The sequence below is a fragment of the Marinilabilia salmonicolor JCM 21150 genome, assembly GCF_000259075.1.
In the GTDB taxonomy this organism is placed as follows: domain Bacteria; phylum Bacteroidota; class Bacteroidia; order Bacteroidales; family Marinilabiliaceae; genus Marinilabilia; species Marinilabilia salmonicolor.
In genome coordinates, this window is record NZ_AJKI01000001.1 from 102,267 (window position 1) to 119,551 (window position 17,285).

Annotated in this window: 11 protein-coding genes and 1 tRNA gene; 4 read left to right on the top strand and 8 right to left on the bottom strand. The window is 38.2% G+C overall.

All coding sequences use genetic code 11. From position 1 onward, the window contains the following. Nucleotides 1-40: 40 nt before the first annotated feature. On the top strand, nt 41-3,715 hold the full coding sequence (locus W7W_RS0100380; protein ID WP_010661899.1) for a YobI family P-loop NTPase: 3,675 nt from the start codon (nt 41-43) through the stop codon (nt 3,713-3,715). A gap of 626 nt (nt 3,716-4,341) precedes the next feature. On the opposite strand, the gene W7W_RS0100385 is transcribed toward W7W_RS0100380, so the two are convergent. Both W7W_RS0100385 and W7W_RS23385 read right to left on the bottom strand, forming a co-directional pair. Then, entirely contained in the window at nt 4,342-5,133 is a 792-nt protein-coding gene (locus W7W_RS0100385) for a hypothetical protein (RefSeq protein WP_010661900.1), read from the bottom strand. 435 nt (nt 5,134-5,568) lie between these two features. After that, nucleotides 5,569-5,715 (bottom strand): hypothetical protein, encoded by a 147-nt coding sequence (locus W7W_RS23385; protein WP_157202420.1) that lies wholly within the window; start codon nt 5,713-5,715, stop codon nt 5,569-5,571. Between the two features lie 95 nt (nt 5,716-5,810). Here W7W_RS23385 and W7W_RS0100390 point away from each other — a divergent pair, with 95 nt between their 5' ends. The 3 genes from W7W_RS0100390 (at nt 5,811) to W7W_RS0100405 (ending at nt 8,540) form a co-directional block, all read left to right on the top strand. Then, complete coding sequence (locus W7W_RS0100390; RefSeq protein ID WP_010661901.1) at nt 5,811-6,101, top strand: DUF3853 family protein; 291 nt, start codon at nt 5,811-5,813, stop codon at nt 6,099-6,101. Nucleotides 6,102-7,107: 1,006 nt separating this feature from the next. After that, a complete protein-coding gene (locus W7W_RS0100400) occupies nt 7,108-7,917 on the top strand; it encodes a hypothetical protein (RefSeq protein WP_010661902.1) in 810 nt (269 codons plus the stop codon). Between the two features lie 140 nt (nt 7,918-8,057). Beyond that, nucleotides 8,058-8,540, top strand: coding sequence for a hypothetical protein (locus W7W_RS0100405; protein WP_010661903.1), 483 nt, complete (start codon nt 8,058-8,060; stop codon nt 8,538-8,540). Between the two features lie 192 nt (nt 8,541-8,732). On the opposite strand, the gene W7W_RS0100410 is transcribed toward W7W_RS0100405, so the two are convergent. The 6 genes from W7W_RS0100410 to W7W_RS0100440 all read right to left on the bottom strand — a co-directional run bounded on the left by W7W_RS0100410 (nt 8,733) and on the right by W7W_RS0100440 (nt 16,950). Beyond that, complete coding sequence (locus tag W7W_RS0100410) at nt 8,733-9,947, bottom strand: site-specific integrase (RefSeq protein ID WP_010661904.1); 1,215 nt, start codon at nt 9,945-9,947, stop codon at nt 8,733-8,735. A 260-nt stretch (nt 9,948-10,207) separates the two neighbouring features. Beyond that, a tRNA-Ser gene (locus tag W7W_RS0100420) sits at nt 10,208-10,292 on the bottom strand. A 134-nt stretch (nt 10,293-10,426) separates the two neighbouring features. Continuing rightward, nucleotides 10,427-11,860: a protoporphyrinogen oxidase gene (gene hemG, locus W7W_RS0100425; RefSeq protein ID WP_010661905.1), complete on the bottom strand. Its 1,434-nt coding sequence runs from the start codon at nt 11,858-11,860 to the stop codon at nt 10,427-10,429. A 177-nt stretch (nt 11,861-12,037) separates the two neighbouring features. Further along, a complete protein-coding gene (hemN, locus tag W7W_RS0100430) occupies nt 12,038-13,408 on the bottom strand; it encodes an oxygen-independent coproporphyrinogen III oxidase (protein ID WP_010661906.1) in 1,371 nt (456 codons plus the stop codon). Continuing rightward, on the bottom strand, nt 13,405-14,604 hold the full coding sequence (locus W7W_RS0100435) for an MFS transporter (RefSeq protein ID WP_029510186.1): 1,200 nt from the start codon (nt 14,602-14,604) through the stop codon (nt 13,405-13,407). Before W7W_RS0100435 ends, hemN begins: the two co-directional genes overlap by 4 nt. A gap of 222 nt (nt 14,605-14,826) precedes the next feature. Continuing rightward, complete coding sequence (locus tag W7W_RS0100440; protein WP_010661908.1) at nt 14,827-16,950, bottom strand: TonB-dependent receptor; 2,124 nt, start codon at nt 16,948-16,950, stop codon at nt 14,827-14,829. Between the last annotated feature and the right edge of the window lie 335 nt (nt 16,951-17,285).

Here is a 17,285-nt window from a genome sequence, read left to right on the forward strand (position 1 = left end):
TAATATTACAAATACGGTTTTAACCAGCAACACTTAAGCTATGAAAGACAATAAACCTCACAAGTATTATCCTCTTTCACCCTTATCAACAAAGGATTTTCCAGTCTATTTCAAGGCACTTAAAGATCAACTGAATGATCCTTCGATAAAGAATATAGCAATTACTGGTTCTTATGGTTCAGGAAAAAGTACCGTAATAGACTCATTCATTAATCAAGAGGATTCCGATGCAAAGCAGAAGTTTTTAAGAGTTTCTTTGGCAGACTTTTGTGAATTTCGTGATCCTCTTAAAACAGATGAAGTTGAAAATAAGGTAGAAGAACATATTCTACAACAACTGTTCTATCAATTACATCAAAAAGAAATACCATTTTCGGGGTTTAAACGGATTTTACACCAGCCCCATTCTTTACAAAAAAGTCTGGTTTTTGAAATATTACTTTGGTTGTCATCCTTGTTTTTCATTCCCAATATTTTTGAGCTAATTTATGAGAATTTAGAAGTATTGGGAGTTTATGGACCAGGATATTTATGGCAAAATACTAGCTGGATAATAACCGGAATAAATTTAATAGTCTTATTTATTTTCTTCCGAGGATTGTTTTACCTTTTCATGGAGCTAATTGCTTCAAAACAGAAAAGGCAATTTAAGAAAATAGCATTTAAATCCGCTGAAATTGAGTTGTCTGAAAAAAATCCACTTAACAAATACATAGATGAGCTAATTTACTTTTTTGAAGCCACCTCAAAAGAGATAGTAATAATTGAAGACCTTGATCGCTTTAAAAATATTACCCTATTCACGCGCCTAAGAGAGATTAACTTCCTGTTAAACAACGCACCACAAATTAGCAAGTCTATAAAATTTGTTTATGCTATTAAAGATGATGTCTTTTTTGACAGTCTTATTCGAACAAAATTCTTTGATTTCATCCTTCCTATTGTTCCCGTAATTAACATCACCAACTCTGGAGATTTTTTATGGGAGGATATAGAAAAATATGGAATCAAACAAAGCTATTTCAATGAGATCGGTTTGTACATTCACGATTTAAGGTTATTAAAAAACATTTTGAATGAGTTTCATATTTATAACACTATTGTAAATCATGACCTAAAACGAAATAAAACCAACCTGTTTAGTCTTGTTGTTTATAAGAATCTTTTTCCACAAGAGTTTTGCTCAGAAAAATCTGGGGAGGGGTTCCTTTCTGAGGTTTTCAAGACAAGGAAAAAGGAAGTTCTCGGGGCATTATTAAAGGTTAAATTGGAAAGAATTGAAGCCTTAGAAATTAAAAAACAATACATATTAGAAGAAAATGCAACTGACGAAGAATCACTTAGAAAAGAATATGTTTTTGAAATATTTAAAAACCATCCAGGTATTCATCGCATTTGTAACTATAGTATAGCGGAGATAGTTCAAAGTCAAGAAAAGTTTAATTTTTTATTGGAAGATAGGCCAACAATTAGTTTTAATAGTAATATAGATGGGCCTAAGAAATTTTTAGACTTTGAGAATATAGCAAAAAAGGTTAATTCAAAAAAAACCTTTAATCAACGTCAGGAATTAGTAATCCAAAAAGCAAAAGGGGGGCTAAATGAAATTAATTCAGAAATTATCAACATTAAAAAATTAATTGAGAAATTAAGGCGCAGCAAGCTAAGCCAACTAATAAAGCAATACAAGGATAATCACTGGAAGCAAATAATCTTTAATCCGGACAAAGAAAGGGCACTTACTCAAAATGAGGAATTGTTGGCGCTCCTTTTACGAAAAGGTTACCTTGAAGAGAACTTTCAAATTTACATATCCTATTTTTATCCAGGTGCATTGAGCTTTGGGGATAATGAATTCCTTCTAAATGTCAAAGCTAACGAAGAGGACAACTTCACAAAGGAGTTGACCAACCCGGCAGAGGTAATTTCAAGAATTGATGAGAGTGAATGCGAATATCAGGCTACTCTAAATAGGGATATTATAGCTTATCTGTTAAATGGGGCCGATTACAAAAACAATGAGAAGTTAAAACTTTTACTGGAGCAGTTTTTACAAATTGAAGGTGCTTTTGAGAAATACATAGCGCCGTTGATGAATAATCTTAATGGGGCAAAAACAAAAATTGCATATCAGCATCTTATAGAACTACTCGTTGAAAGGTACTACCCATCTCTATGGAATTATATTGAAGATCATAATTACGACATCAAAAAGAAAGATAACCTCATTAAATCTTTTCTTTTTCTTTCAGAGAATAACTTGAAAAGATTAAATGCTGAATCGGGGGATTATCAACTAAAACAATATTTGTCTGAAAAATCTGACTTTTTAGATGTTTTTAATACTCCTGCTGAAATTGATAATGTCATAAAACTTATCAGGGCGTTAAACCTGAAGTTAAAAAAACAGTACTTTAAGAACTATAAGGAGAATAAAGTCTTCAATTACATCTACGAAAATACCCATTATGAATTAAACAAGGAGATGTTGCAATTGATGCTTTTTCATAAGTACTCTTTATCTCCCTCGGAGTTTGATCAAACATTTAATAACCAAAACTTTACTTGTATTATTGAAACACAGGAAGATTCGTTAACTGATTATGTATATTCGAATTTCAGTGCATATATTGAGAATGTGTATCTCAGTCTAGAGTCTATTCAGGCAGAAAGTGAGTTTGCCGTAGCCAAATTTATTGAATTACTAGGCGATGGGGAAGATGAAGAAAAATCAAGTCTATTATATAGTGTTCTCGGGAAAGTCTCAACTCAAATTGCCGATTTAAAAGAATTTGGAAATCAGGATAAATGGAGCTTGTTATTCGAGGTAGATTGCGTTAAAATAAATTGGACTAACCCAATTTATTATTTTGCTTTAAAGGAAAGTGTCCTGAATAATACTCTTATTAAGTGGCTTAACAATAAAGTGGTAGGACTTTTTTTGCCATTCCCCAATGAATTGTCATCGGAAAACTATCCCAAACTTGGGGATGATTTAATTAAACCTTTTCAAAAAAGTATTATCGAGTGTGAGGATCTTTCAATTAACATTTATGAAAACTATATAAAATCTTTTCGATGCTTTTTTTCTTCTATTAATCTTAATGAAATTTCAGGAAATAAGATTCTAGTGCTAATAAATTTTGGGAAAATAGAATTCAATAAGGGGCATTATGACCAAATCATTGAGAGAGAGTTATACGATGTACTGACGATATTTGCTGTAGAAAACATTGATACTTTTATTAATGATTATGAAGATTTTGAATTTTCTTTACAATTACACATTGCGCTGTTAGAGACAAAAAAAATATCCTCAGCCCAAAAGAAACAGTTAATTTCACTTGTACATTTGGAAAACATTAACAATGAAAGATTGGCTGACTTGATTGGAAATAATTTTTACCTTTCAAAAGAGAAATCAATAGAAAAAGAAAAGCTAATTAAAGTGATGTTGCATTGTGAAAATCAGGAGCTAATTCTTAAGTTGTTGGATAAATTTTTCTTTGATTTCGATTTTGAGGAAATCGATACCATATTAATTACTTTGGGAAGTAATTATAAGAAAGCTTCAAAATTGCAACATCACCCAAAATGGCCGAAAGATAATTTGCACTTATCGATTGCCAATAAATTGGTGGAAATTGAATACTTAAAAACAGTCAACACAGAGAAGTATAAAAATAAGATTCAACTTAATGTGCGTTATAAGTGACAGCCACAATCTTGCAAGTATAGGGAATCGCTTTTTTCTGGAGCATATTGACCCCTGATGCAGATATTTCGGTTCAAAATGTGCCAATAATCTCTGTTTAAATTATGGTATAAGCAAAGAAATGGGGAGTTGCTACCAACGAGCCTGCAACAAGCCACCAACAAATTGTTGGTCGTTCCATCAACAAACCTGCAACAAAGCTTAAAAAAGTAATGTTGAAAAAAGTTGTAAATAATTAGTAATGAACGTACAGTAACCGTGCAACAAGCCTGCAATAAGCCATCAACATTTTGTTAATGGTTATCAATGTTCTGAAAATATTGGGAGAGCATTTTCTCCGAAGCATATTGACCCCCTGATGTGGTTATTTCGTTTCAAAATGTGCCAATTATTTCGGTTTGAATTGTGCCATTAGCAAAGAAAGGGCAAATGCCACCAACGAGCCTGCAACGAGCCTGCAACAAATTGTTGATCGTGCCTGCAACAAACCAACAACCCCCAAACGCATATTGCTAATAATCAACGCGCAACTAGCCATCAATAAACCATCAACAAATATTATCCGCCCCCTGCATAACAACTGTTATTGCGCCTATTTTGTATATATAGTATTTGCGGATTGAACTTTATTCTTCATATAAATACCTTCCTATTAAATTAGAGTGAAAATCAGCCAATTTCACTCCACTATATCCATTTGTTTCTTCATTTAAGCACTCAATAATAAACTCTTTCTTTTTTTCAGAAGTCCAGTAGTCATAGTCTTTTGGAATATTCCACCCCATTGGAGTTTCAACTTTTCCAAATTCATCAACTGACTTCTCTCCTTCAATAACAGACTTTGCAAATAGTTTAAATTCTTCATGTTTATCTTTTGCTTCCGAAAATGAAATTTTATTGATTGGGTTTACATTAAACAAAAAATTATTAAGTTCTTTCCTATCCAACTCAAGCATTTGCCTAATTAATTCATCTTCATTTATTTTCATAATCTCACAAAGTCTTTCTTTGAAATATTCAACTTCCCATTCTGCAGGTTTGTATTTATCTGATTTTGAAAAATTAACTAGCCCCAAATAAAACTCTTTAACAACTTGCTTTCTATTTACATTTGCTTTTATAAACACCTCCCCATCTTCAGTTGGTTCATAAATGGTTAAGACCTCTCTATTCCAGCAAACTCTTTCATAATCAAATTTTATATCATTTCCTTCCGGATCAAATTCAAAAGAAGTTTGTTGCACTCCTATTGCAATTGCTTCTAACCATTTCTTAAAATCCATAATTGGATCATAAACTTCTGAAAATCTCCCGTCAAATAATTGTTCTCCAACCTTTACTTTAAAGTAGATCCAGCCACCGTCAACTTTATAGAAGTCAACAAGAATAGTCTCAGTTTTATTTGCTTTATTTATCATTTGGCAATTGTGTCTATTTTTTTGATAACCGCTACAATTTTCTAACCACATGGCTCCTTAAACCCCAAACCAATAATTAGCGGTTAAACCAATTTTAAAATTAAACCTTAAGTACTAAAAAACAATAAAATAATTGACCAAACACCATGATTATTTTGTAGTTAAAACCAGAAACCGTCAAAAACATTAATGAAAACTAAAATTCCATCTTATAGAATCTATGCGTTGGAAGTTCAATGAGTGGGAATAAAAAGACGAATATCCTGAACGTTTAATTGTTGATGAAAATGCAATTAATGTAGGAAAAGAGATTTAGTTATGAAACAATCATCCATCAGAAAGCGTGCAACGAGCCACCAACAAAATATTGATCGTGCCATCAATAAGCCTGCAACATAGCTTAAAAAAATGGTGTCGAAAAATAGTTGTAAGTAATTAATAATGAACGTGCAGTAACCGTGCAATAAACCTACAACGAACGAGCAACGAAATGTTGATGGCCCGGAAAAAGAGCAGAAGTAATACGATAAACTGTTCAGTCTGCGCTTTTTGAATCATTCCGATTTCATTGGCTTTATTCATGTTTGATGGTTCTTGATCCTAAAACAGTTAATAGCTATTCGAAAATGAGTTAATAAGCAAATCAATTTTGGATTATTTAAATAAAAAACATCAATATGGAAATTACAGATAATACACCTATCGTTATGCTTACAGTTGGTCAATTGAAGGAGGTAATAAGACAAGAAATAGAACAAAGCGAGCTTAAGCTTAAAGAAGAGAAGAGTGAAGAAGTAGTGGAATATGCATATGGGTTAGGTGGTATCAGAGATATGTTTAATGTATCCCATGCTACGGCTCAGAAATATAAAAATGGTATTTTAAAGGATGCGGTAATACAAAATGGCCGAAAAATTATTATTGATGTAAAAAAAGCAAGAGAATTATTTGCCAACAGCAAACAATGAATTCTTATTTCCGGTTTTTTTCTCCGGAGCATATTGACCCCCTAATGTGGATATTTCGTTTAAAAAGGTGCTGAATATTTCGTTTGGAGATCTGCTACTTGTCAAGAATGGTACAAATGCCACCATCGAGCCTGCACAAGCCACCAATAAAATGTTGACGGAGCCATCAACAAGCCTGCAACAAAGCTTAAGAAAGTAGTGTTGAAAAACAGATGTAAATAATTAATAATGAACGCACAGTAACCGTGCAACGAGCCTGCAACGATTTGTTGATGGCAATGAAAGTCCTGCAAATTATTGGGAATTTCTTTTCTCCGGACCATATTGACCCCCTAATTTGGTTATTTCGGTTTGAATTGTGCCATTAGCAAAAAAATAGGCAAATGCCACCAACAAACCTGCAACAAGCCACCAACAAAATGTTGGTCGTGCCATCAACAAGCCCGCAACAAAGCATTAAAAATTAGTATTGAGGGAACAGATATAAATAATTGATAATGAACACACAGTAACCGTGCAACGAGCCTGCAACGAGCCTGCAACGAAATGTTAATGGCTTAAATTCGCGCAGAAAGAACACGATAAAATGTTTTTTCTGCGCGTATTCAAGCTTTTCGGCTTCATTGTCAAATTGTGTAGTTGATTTTTCCAAGTTCTACTGGAATCTCCTGGAATTAGTGGTAGGTCTTCCGGAAACCTTTAATACTTGTTTGAATTTTTCGCATTGTTTTGGTCTTATTCATTTTTTGCTATTTTTGTTGCTGGGTTAGGGTTAAGGTTAAAACGGGTTTGTCAGAATGCTGGCAGCCCGTTTTTTTGTTTCTGCCAGCCTTTTCTGATAACTAATTTTTTATCCTTCAAAATATTTTTGTTGAGGTCAGGGTCTTGAGTTTTTTATTAAAACTGAAAAATCGTCGAAAGTTTTTAAATTTGAGTTTGTTGTAATATTATCTGCTTTTTTGAGTCGTATAAAATTTTATTTTTAAATAAACTTCATGATATATTTATGAGTGATATAAAAGCACCTTTCGGATACATTGTTGGTTTATTTGATGTTTTGGGTTTTGAATATCGATTACGAAAATTTGGTCTCACTGAGATTTCAAGAAGGTATGATGAGATTGTTCAATTTGTAAATGCTAATTCAAAAAAGAACAAAATACTACATGAAGTATTGAATATTAGTGGCCCACTTCACACGAAAGGAGGTCGGCCTGCTATACATTATGAAATAAAAGCAGCACATGCCAGCGATACAATTATAGTGTGGGCCAACCTTGCCTGGAAAATTGCCCAAGGTCAATCATTAAAAACTATTGAGAAATATCAAAATAATCCTGTATATGGACATCAATTTAGACCTGTGCCTCTGGAGCCTTTTCTTTCTACTTGCGCAGAGATTGTATGCAAAAGTATTGAAATTGACTTGCCTTTAAGAGGGGCTATTGCGATGGGAGAAGCAGTTTTTAATGAAAATGACCGTGTTTTTTTGGGTTTGCCTATAGTTGATGCCGCTAGATTAGAAAATAAACAGAATTGCATAGGAGTTTCAGTGTGTAATTCTTATTTGGAACAAAGCGATCATAGGAATTTTTTTCTTCCTTACAGTAACCAATTTAAAACCGATTTCTTAGAACCTAGAAAAGAATATGCATTGAACTGGCCTCTTTATTGGAGAACAAAACGATTAAATGATTTAAAATCAGTTTTTGAAGAATTATCCGAAAAGAATAACAACCATCAGTATTATCTGAATACACTTGAATTTATTGAATATTCAGAGATTTTTGATTATAAGGCTTATTGGAACCGCTAATGCTATCTTAGCTTTTTTTTGTAATTGAGTTCGTTAAGTGCTGTTACTTTGTGAAGGCAATAATAATTAACCATTCTTGTTTTGATAATAGTATATCTGTATGTTTTAATAAATTGTTTTGTAAATACTTATTGATCAATATGAATGATCTAATTTCCAAAGATGATATTTTAGATGAGATGGTGGCAGCTGCTAGGTTGAGTTCTGAAGCCATTAATAGAGAAATGCCTTTTGCTCTAAATAAAGTCCAATATGAAAAATGTTTTCTTATTTTTTTGAATAACGCCAATCTTATATGGACTTATTTTTGCCGTTGGTTTAAAAGTAATTATCCAGAGAGAAAAAATGAGTGTAAGGAGGAGTTTAATTTAATTCAAACCCTTTTCTTGAATGAGGACGAGCGAAACGCGTGGAACTCAATAATGGATATTCGGCGGCATCATACTCACCATGGGTATGTTAGAATTATTTTCGATAATCAAAGGGTTCATTCAGGAGAAATAAGGCGAATTAGGCTTTTGGTTACGGAAGGGAATGACGCAATTTTTAATTTGAATGAAATTGTACCAAATGCATATCAGGGCATGAAGATGATTATTAGTGGTTTTTACCAAAAATTTTGAAAATGTTTTTTCAAATAGGGAAGAAAAAACTTGAGTGATTTTGCTGTAGGACAAATGATGAATCTTTAATAGGTCACTAATACCTTCTTGAAGTTAACCTTCGAGAATCTTAACAAGTAATAGGGTATGAAAAAGCGCAAATTCTTGGTTTTGAACTGAGATTTGCGCTTTTTCATATTCAAAAGTCAATCATCAATACCTCCCCGCAATTTTTTGCATATTCTTTTTAATCAGATTTTCCGTAGTTCGGGCATACCGTTGCGTCATTTTGATGTTGGAGTGGCCCAGCGTTTTGGAGACCACTTCCAGTGGCATATCATTTTCCAATGCCACAGTTGTCGCAAAGGTGTGCCTGGCGGTATGGGTGGAAATTGCTTTTTCGATGCCGCAGAGGTCTGCAATTTCTTTCAGGTAGCTGTTCATCTTTTGGTTGCTCAATACCGGCAGTAATATGTCTTTGTCCTGTAATTCCGGTTTGTTCTGATATTTTTCAAGCAACCGGCGGGCCGCATCAATTACAAAAATGGTGCTCATTTGATTGGTTTTTTGCCGTTTCTTGTGAATCCACAGAAAACCGTCCTTGTCTGTTGCCAGATGTTCCGGTTTGAGTGTTTTTACATCCGAAAAGGCCAGTCCGGTGTAGCAACAAAAAAGAAAAATATCGCGCACCTGGTCAATGCGCTCAATATGTAACTCTTTTTTGCGGATTGCTTCCAGTTCTTCATCGGTTAAGTAAACGGCATCCACCTGGTTTAACTTGAATTTAATGGTAGCAAACGGATCCTTCTTCATCCAACCATTTGCCAGGGCAATTCTGACAATCTTTTTGAAGTTTTTCAGATATTTGGTGGTGGAGTTGTGTCCGCAGTTGCGCTCCGTTTTAAAATAAAGCTCATAATCCTTTACAAATTGTTGGTTGAGATCATCCAGCGCCAGGTCTTCTTGTTTGTAGCGCCAGCGAATAAAATCCCGGGTATGCTTGTAGCTTGTTTCGTATCTTTCCACGGTACCCGGTGCAAAGTCTATGCCCACCAGTTTTTTGGCATTGTCATTGTGTTCCTTAAAAATCTTCAGGATGGTGCGTCTTTGTTCCTTTTTGCCTAAGAATCTTTCCTGAACCAATCGGGGAGTGACGGGCTCTTCTTCGTAGGACAGATAGTCAATAATAGAGAGGAGGCGCTTTTTGGTTTTGTTTAAAGCCTCATTGATCTCTTCCGCATTGGGAGCAGTCCTTTTTACCTTTTCCTGGACGTCGCTCCAGTATTTGGGCTTTAAACTCTTTTTGGCTGCAAACTCTGTGCGCTCTTTGTTGATAGTGATTCTTACAAAAATTGGAGCTTCTCCATTTTTCAGCAGTTTTGTTCTTTTAATAAAGAACAGGATTTTGACGTTTTTTAGTCCACTCATAACAGTTAATTTAATAGTTAATTTTGATGTAAAACTATCGTTATGAGCTCATTTTTGAAGTTTCTGAATCGCAGTAATACAGGGCGATTGGGGGCAATTTGGAGCAATTTCTGGTGGACTAAAATTCCGGTTTATAAAGTCCTCCGTAAGTCCACCAAAAAATTGCGTTTTTCTGCCCTTTTATGCACCGTTGTGCACCAAAAAAAAAGCCTGTAAGTGTTGACTTACAGGCTTTTACTTCTTTTTGCTTTTCTTCTCAGCGGAGAGAGAGGGATTCGAACCCCCGGTACCTCGCGGTACAACGGTTTTCAAGACCGCCGCATTCGACCACTCTGCCATCTCTCCAGTCGAACATCGTATTTGCTTATTCAGCTTGTGAAACCGTGTGTTTCTCTGTCAAAGCGGTTGCAAAATTAGGTGTTTTATTGAAATCACAAAACCTTTTGGGTAAAAAAAACAGACAATTTTTCAATGTGAGGCTAATCTTGTTGTATCTCAGAATTTTGAGAAGAAGCTTTTTTTTCAAAAATCTCATCCAGTTCTTTGGCCATGGTCACTCCTTGTTTAATCCGGTCGGCCATTCCAATGCCGTCGCGAAGATTTCCTCCCAGCAGGAGGCCGGGAAAATGATTTTGAATACCTTCCACAGCCTTTATCCGTTCTCCGGTTGAAACACCATATTGTGGGATGGCGTGTGTGTGGCGGAAAATCCGGAGGAGCTCAGGTTTTTTATCCGGAACCATCATCATTTTCTGCAGTTCAGGAAACACCAGTTTTTCTATCTCTTCATCCGTGAGGTTAACCATATCGGGGTTTCTTACTCCTCCCAGAAAAATCGATAGCAGTGCCCCGCCTTTGGGGGCTCTGTTTTTCAGAAAGGCGGAAAGAAAAAGTACACCCAGGATATCGCGATGTTCGCGGGAGGGAACAAGACCTCCAAAAGCTTTCAGAGGAATGCCGCGCCACTCTTTGTAACCGATGGCCACCTGTACCACTTTAGCGTAAACAAGGTTGGTGATTTTTTGTTTCTCATCATCGCGCAGGAATGGCAGGAGGTTGGGGACTTCATGTGCGCCAGTAGTTGTAATCAGGGCATCACTCTCCATTAGTTTTGTCTCGCCCTGGTGCTCAAATTTAGCAGTGAAGACGTTATTGGCAGGACAAACACTAAGATTGTTACATCCCAAAAGAATTTCCTCCTTATCAAACTTCTCTGTGATTGCATTGACCAGATTATCAAGTCCTCCGGCCATGGAGAACATTTTTTTGTTGGCTTTTTTATGGTAATTGTATAATTCCGGATTGCTTTTCTTTTCTCTGGCAAGTTCTGCATGTTTCTTGAAAGTTCCTTTAATAAAGCTTCCGTAATTATGCTCCAGGTTGTAGAGTTTGGGGAGTGCGTAACGTGTCACGAGTTGTGATGGGTCGCCTGCATATATTCCCAGAATGAATGGGTCAACTGCATATTCCAGGAATGATTTACCCATTCTTCGTTTGACCATTTCGGCAAGTGTCTCATCCGGATTTTTCCCTGGTTTTCTGAAAGGCTCAGTCAGTAACCTGAGTTTATCTCTCCAGGAGAAAAGGGGTGTTTTAATACCTGCTTTCATGCAGGAGGGGAGATCGTGCCAGCGCCCTTCTTTCCAGATCAGGCGCCGTTTGGCTTCTTCATTGGCCGGTTCCACCTCTGCCTGGTCTCCCAGTTCTTCGAACAGTTCGGCAACTTCCGGATGAGAAATCATGCCGGTATTTGGTCCACTTTCAAAGACAAAACCTTCTTCACGATGGGTGTGAATGGCTCCACCGGTTCTGAGATCTTTTTCCAGAATGGTAACTTTCCATCCGGCCTTTTTAAGATAATAAGCCGTGGTAAGTCCGGTGAGTCCTGCACCAATGATAGTTGCTTTCTTCATAGAATGCGATGATGTTTTAGGCCCCACGTGGGGGCTGGGTGTTAATAAAGATTGAGGCTGAGGTTAAGGTTAAGACTGAGGTTGAGTTTAAGATGAATTCTCAGTATCCAGCTCCTAACCTTCAACGTTCACCCATCCTTACGTCTCCCTTGGGGGGATTAGGGGGCCCTTCCTTTCTCAAATCGTCTTAGAGAAACGTTTTTCCCCTGCATTAAGTTTAGGATCAAAAATAGCGGCAATGTTTCGGATAAGAAAACGGCCTGTATTTGTGACAGTTATTTCGTTTTTGTCAAAGGTTAACAATCCGTCTTCATCCAGGGGTACAAGTCTTTCTGCATCAAAATCGGTCAGCCTTTTTAGCTCTTCTGGGGTTTTATCAATGCGTCGGGCCACTTCTTCCCAGTTCAACCGGTTGTTGCACATAATTTCGTTGATAACCTCACGCACCGCAATATCGGTATCATCCATCCGATAACCTTTTTCTACGGGAGCTTCTCCTTTTTTTATGGCTTCGATATATGCAGGTACATTTTTGGTGTTTTGTACGTAGGCATTGTGCAGCTGACTGATAGCCGACATCCCGAAGGCATAGACCTGTCCGGTGGTGTCGCGGGTGCAATATCCCTGGAAGTTCCGGTGCAGCGTTTTGCTTTTGATGGCGACGCTCAGGGGGTCTTCCGGGAGGGCGTAATGATCCATCCCGATAGCTATATACCCTGCGTCCAGGAGTGTCTCTCTGGCATTATTAAACATTTGCATTTTCTCATCCGGCCCCGGAATGCCATTTTTTTCCAGTGTTTTCTGATGGTTTTTTACCCAGGGGACATGTGCATACGAAAAAGTTACAATTCTGTCGGGACGGGCATCTATGGCCTGTTTTATGGACTCATTGAACGATTCTGGTGTTTGATAAGGGAGTCCGTAGATGAAGTCGAGATTTACCGAAACTCCGTGGTTTCTAAGTATCCGAATGATGTCTTTAACGGGCATGGCTGATGGTTCCCGGTTGACAGCAAGCAGAATCTTTTTATCGAAATCCTGAATTCCCAGACTCATACGGTTGAATCCCATTTTCAGCAGCCGGTCGATGTATTCAATGGTGAGATACGCCGGATTACATTCGATGGCAACTTCTGCGTTGGATGCCATGGTGTAATTGCCATAGATGGCATTCATAATCCGTTCAATCTGATCGGCTGAGAGTGCATTGGGGGTTCCACCGCCCCAATGAATTTGAGTGACCTGGCGTGACTTATCAATGTGTCCGGCAATCAGCTCTATCTCTTTGATGATGGCATCGATGTAATCCTCATACAGATTGTTGTTGCGTGATATGAGGGTGGTGCAACCGCAATAAAAACATAGTTGCGTGCAAAACGGGATGTGCAGATAAAGGGAAATTGCTTTGGGCTGATGTTCATTTGATTCTTCAACAGCTTTAATGTAGTCCGATGCCGTAAATCCATCTTTAAAAAAGGTGGCCGGCGGATAACTGGTATATCTGGGTAAAGGTTGGTTGTATTTGTTTAAAAGTTGTTGGTCTATCATTTTTCTACTACTTTCCTGAATAATGTTCGTGATAATATTAATAAAATGATGGCTATGTGTGCCTCCAGGATGTACATCCCGTGATAGCCGTATGTGTTTGCAAATTTGCTGAGGCCAATGGTCAGAAACAGACTGCTCAGGTGAGTGATTACAATCTGAATGGTGAAATCTGTTCCTTCGAGTCCTTTTCGAACCTTATCCATGGCAACGGTATAAATAAATACTGAAGCCATGCCGTAAGTTCCCCACACCATGGAACTGGCAACATAAATGCCCCACAGAGGAACCTGCCCGTGCATCTTCCACACAAAAAAGAGGGAAGAGAGAAAACCGGCCAGCAGAATGATCTGCAGAGCTGTTGTCCTTTTTACTCTTCGTATGATCCATCCACCGCCAAGGGAAAATACTGCTCCCACAGCTGTTCCGTAAATTCCGGAAATCATCCCGATTTCTTTGGCGGTATATCCCTGATCTACCATAAAAGGTTTGAACATGGATAAAAGGCCGATGATTCCTGAGTAATATACAAACAACAAAAGCAGGTGGCGTAAGTTTCCCTTTTGCTTAAAAAAACTGAATCCGTCATCCCATTTTGGTCGTCTTTTGGGCTCTGTGGTGGTTTGCTCCAGGGGTAATCGTGCAAAAGTAACCGGCATCAGTGCCATGGTAACCAGAAACGCCAGCAATAAGAGTAATGCCTGCCAGCCAATGTAATAATAGGCCATGAGCAAAACACCGCTGCCAATGGTTGTGCCCAAAAAGCTGCCTCCCGATTGCATGCTGTTGCCATAACTGCGTTCTTCCGATTTAAGCGTAAGAATGGCAAAGGCATCTGTGGCAATGTCCTGCGTTCCTGATGCAACAAAGGCAATGACCACAAGGACTATGATGGTTGTGAAATCGCTGGAGAGGTTGAAGAAGCTGATCAATACAATTACCATTGCATAAAACACCTCAGATCCCAGAATCCAACGACGGTAATGTTTTCTCGAAGGGCTGGTGTGATCCACCATGGGAGCCCATAAAAATTTTAATATCCAGGGTATCTTGATGAGCTGAATGAGCCCGATGGAAGTCAGAGAGTAATCTTCCTGCCTCATGATTACCGGCACTACCGTTGAGAAAAAACTCATGGGGATAGATTGCGCCAGATATAGACTCAGAAGGGTTCCGTATTTTTTAAATGATTGGTTCATTGAATGACCTGCTTTTTTGTTTTGTGCTCCCATGATTTAGGGGAACTGTGTTTTATTGTTTGTCAATCTTTTTTTTTGAAAATTGTATATCCTATGTTTGATTGCAGGGAGCATTTTTGGTAATTTATTTTCTCAAACCACCAGCTTCCAGCCAAATCACCAACTTCTCATCTCTTTTTTTCAACTTCCAGTCTCTAACCTCTGTTCTCCAACCCCCAACTTCTAAAACATCACTTTCAACCGGGCGCTAAAGTTAGCAGGAATTCCACGTTGAGCATAATTGTTGCCCAGTGCACTAAACCGGAAAACCTGATAATTCTTATCAAATATATTCCGTGACCTGAACGAGAGGCTTGCATTTTTTCTCCGGAAAGTCACTGAGGCATTCCAGACCCCATAATATTCCTGTGAAGCGCTGTTCTCATCATCCCAGTATAGTTTTCCGGTTCCCTGATAGTTGATGTTTACCAGAGCTTTGTCAAGGAATTTATTGTTGACTGGAATGTGAATATTTTGTCCTGCATAAAGTGTTACACGCGGTGCATACGGGAGGTGATTTCCCGAAAGATCGGTGCTGTCATTTTTTTGATATTCCAGGAAAGTAGCTTTCGTGTAACCAGTATTGACCGTTGTTTCCAGAATTTTATTGGGCCTGATAGTCAACTCTGCTTCCATTCCTTTGCTTTCCGAGCGACCGGCATTTTTGAGCATGCTTCCTCTTCCAGTTGGCACAGGTTGGTAAATCTGCTGGTTCCTCCAATCGATGTAAAAACCGGTTATGCTGAATCTTAAAAGATTGAGCACCCACTTCGACTTCAGGCCCGCTTCATAGCTCCAGCTGTGCTCGGCATCGAATGTCTGATCCTGGGGACGTTCAAAAGTACTGTTAAAACCTCCTGTTTTATAGCCTTTGGTAAGAGACCCATAAATGTTAAAGGCGTCAGAAACCTGATAGTCAATGGAGATCCGGGGGAGGATTTCAGAGAATTTCATGTCTGAATCGGTGCTGTCCATCGGTATCAGTTGTCCATCACTAATCATATCGTAGTAGTAATCCTGTGTGTTTTTTTCCCAGTCTATGCGGACTCCAGGAGTAACGGACAGTCTTTTGAAGAGAAAGTCACTCACTGTCGTTTGTGCAAAAAGAGCAAGGCCCATATTGGTGTGCTCATAGTCTTTTCGTATCTGCGTAGAGTAATCCTGGCCTGTTCCCACATCAACATCTTTTTCCAAAGACTGGTAAAACCCGAAAATGCCAAAAATTGTCTCCATATTATCCCTGTCGAGGGTGGCTGAGACTTCTTGTGAAAGGATTAACTGGGTTTGTGGTTGAGATACAATATAGCGGGAATCTGTGGTAAAATCCTGATCTATAGTTTGTTCATTATTAATGAATTGTGCGCTTGTGGTTGCCTTAATGGAAAGATCATTTTTTGTCCAGTTGTTTACAAGTCCTGCCGTTGTCAGATTTCGGTCATAGCCGCTTGTTTCATTGTAATTAACCGGTTGAAGTTGGTTGGTCGAAGGATCAATAATTCCGTATGGATAACCATTTTGCTTACTCTCTTCTGTAGATACAATCAGGTCGCTTTTAAAATGGTTGTTCCAGCGATGGATCAGCCGCGCACGAGCGTTGAAAACATCCATTTTGTCGGCCATTTTCCCATTATAGATGTTTTCAAAATAACCATCCTGATGGCGATATTGGCCGCCCACCTGAAGATCGGTTTTTTCTCCCAGCGGTTGGTTGATGGTGAGTCCGAAATTATACCGTCCGTAATTGCCAAGCTCCGTTTCAGCCGTAACATTTTGCGTTTTTTCAGGACTTTGGGTGTAAACATGAATCAATCCTCCCAGGTTATTACGTCCGTACATGGTACCTTGGGGCCCTCGGAGAACCTCCACACGCTCAATATTGTAAAATTCAAAGTCGAACGAGGATTTGTCAAATTGAGGTACATTATCCACGTAAAGTCCTACGGCCGGACTGTTGATGCGAGAACCGATGCCTCTGATATAGATGGGGGAGGTGAGTTTGCTGCCGTAAGATGGCATATATAAGTTTGGCACCCGGGAGGTCAGGTCGGTAAGCCCGGTTACCTGTTCCTGTTCTATCTGATCCACCGGAATAAGACTGGTTGAGATGGGCAGCTCCTGTAACGGTCGTTGCTCCCGAGCGCTTTTAATTACTACTTCCCCGAGGTGAACAGTAGGGAAATTAAGGCTGTCCAAAGAAACCAACATTTTTTCGTCGTCGTATGAGTTTTGACCTTTAAGCGGGGCTGATGTCAATGTCAAAAAACCAATAAAGAATAGGAGGGTGGATTGAGTAGTCTTTTTTTTCATTTAGAGTCTTTTATTCTATCTGAACTATTTGTTTCAGGAAATGAAAGGGATTAATTGGACCAGGCAATCCGGTTTTGCTAAAAAAATAGCAGTTTTACCGGAACTGCGTGTGGTGCAAATAATTAATGTACATGAGCAATATCATCAGGATTACCGATTCTCACGATAACTAGTCTTTGCAAGAAACCCCTAACTGCTGCGTTAATCTCCTTTTTGAATCAGTTATTTACGAAAACTAAACTGACTTCGTCTTTTTCCTCCTTGCAAGGCATAGTCAAAACAAGCTTTGCCTTTGCTCTTGGATCGTTCGTCAGTTCCCTGGATTCAAAAACTTC

Bases quoted from the DNA above. Each gene is read 5' to 3' on its own strand.
- W7W_RS0100440 (WP_010661908.1), bottom strand. From the start codon at position 16,950: ATGAAAAAAAAGACTACTCAATCCACCCTCCTATTCTTTATTGGTTTT.
- hemG (WP_010661905.1), bottom strand. From the start codon at position 11,860: ATGAAGAAAGCAACTATCATTGGTGCAGGACTCACCGGACTTACCACG.
- W7W_RS0100405 (WP_010661903.1), top strand. From the start codon at position 8,058: ATGAATGATCTAATTTCCAAAGATGATATTTTAGATGAGATGGTGGCA.
- W7W_RS0100435 (WP_029510186.1), bottom strand. From the start codon at position 14,604: ATGAACCAATCATTTAAAAAATACGGAACCCTTCTGAGTCTATATCTG.
- W7W_RS0100390 (WP_010661901.1), top strand. From the start codon at position 5,811: ATGGAAATTACAGATAATACACCTATCGTTATGCTTACAGTTGGTCAA.
- W7W_RS0100410 (WP_010661904.1), bottom strand. From the start codon at position 9,947: ATGAGTGGACTAAAAAACGTCAAAATCCTGTTCTTTATTAAAAGAACA.
- hemN (WP_010661906.1), bottom strand. From the start codon at position 13,408: ATGATAGACCAACAACTTTTAAACAAATACAACCAACCTTTACCCAGA.
- W7W_RS23385 (WP_157202420.1), bottom strand. From the start codon at position 5,715: ATGAATAAAGCCAATGAAATCGGAATGATTCAAAAAGCGCAGACTGAA.
- W7W_RS0100400 (WP_010661902.1), top strand. From the start codon at position 7,108: ATGAGTGATATAAAAGCACCTTTCGGATACATTGTTGGTTTATTTGAT.
- W7W_RS0100385 (WP_010661900.1), bottom strand. From the start codon at position 5,133: ATGATAAATAAAGCAAATAAAACTGAGACTATTCTTGTTGACTTCTAT.
- W7W_RS0100380 (WP_010661899.1), top strand. From the start codon at position 41: ATGAAAGACAATAAACCTCACAAGTATTATCCTCTTTCACCCTTATCA.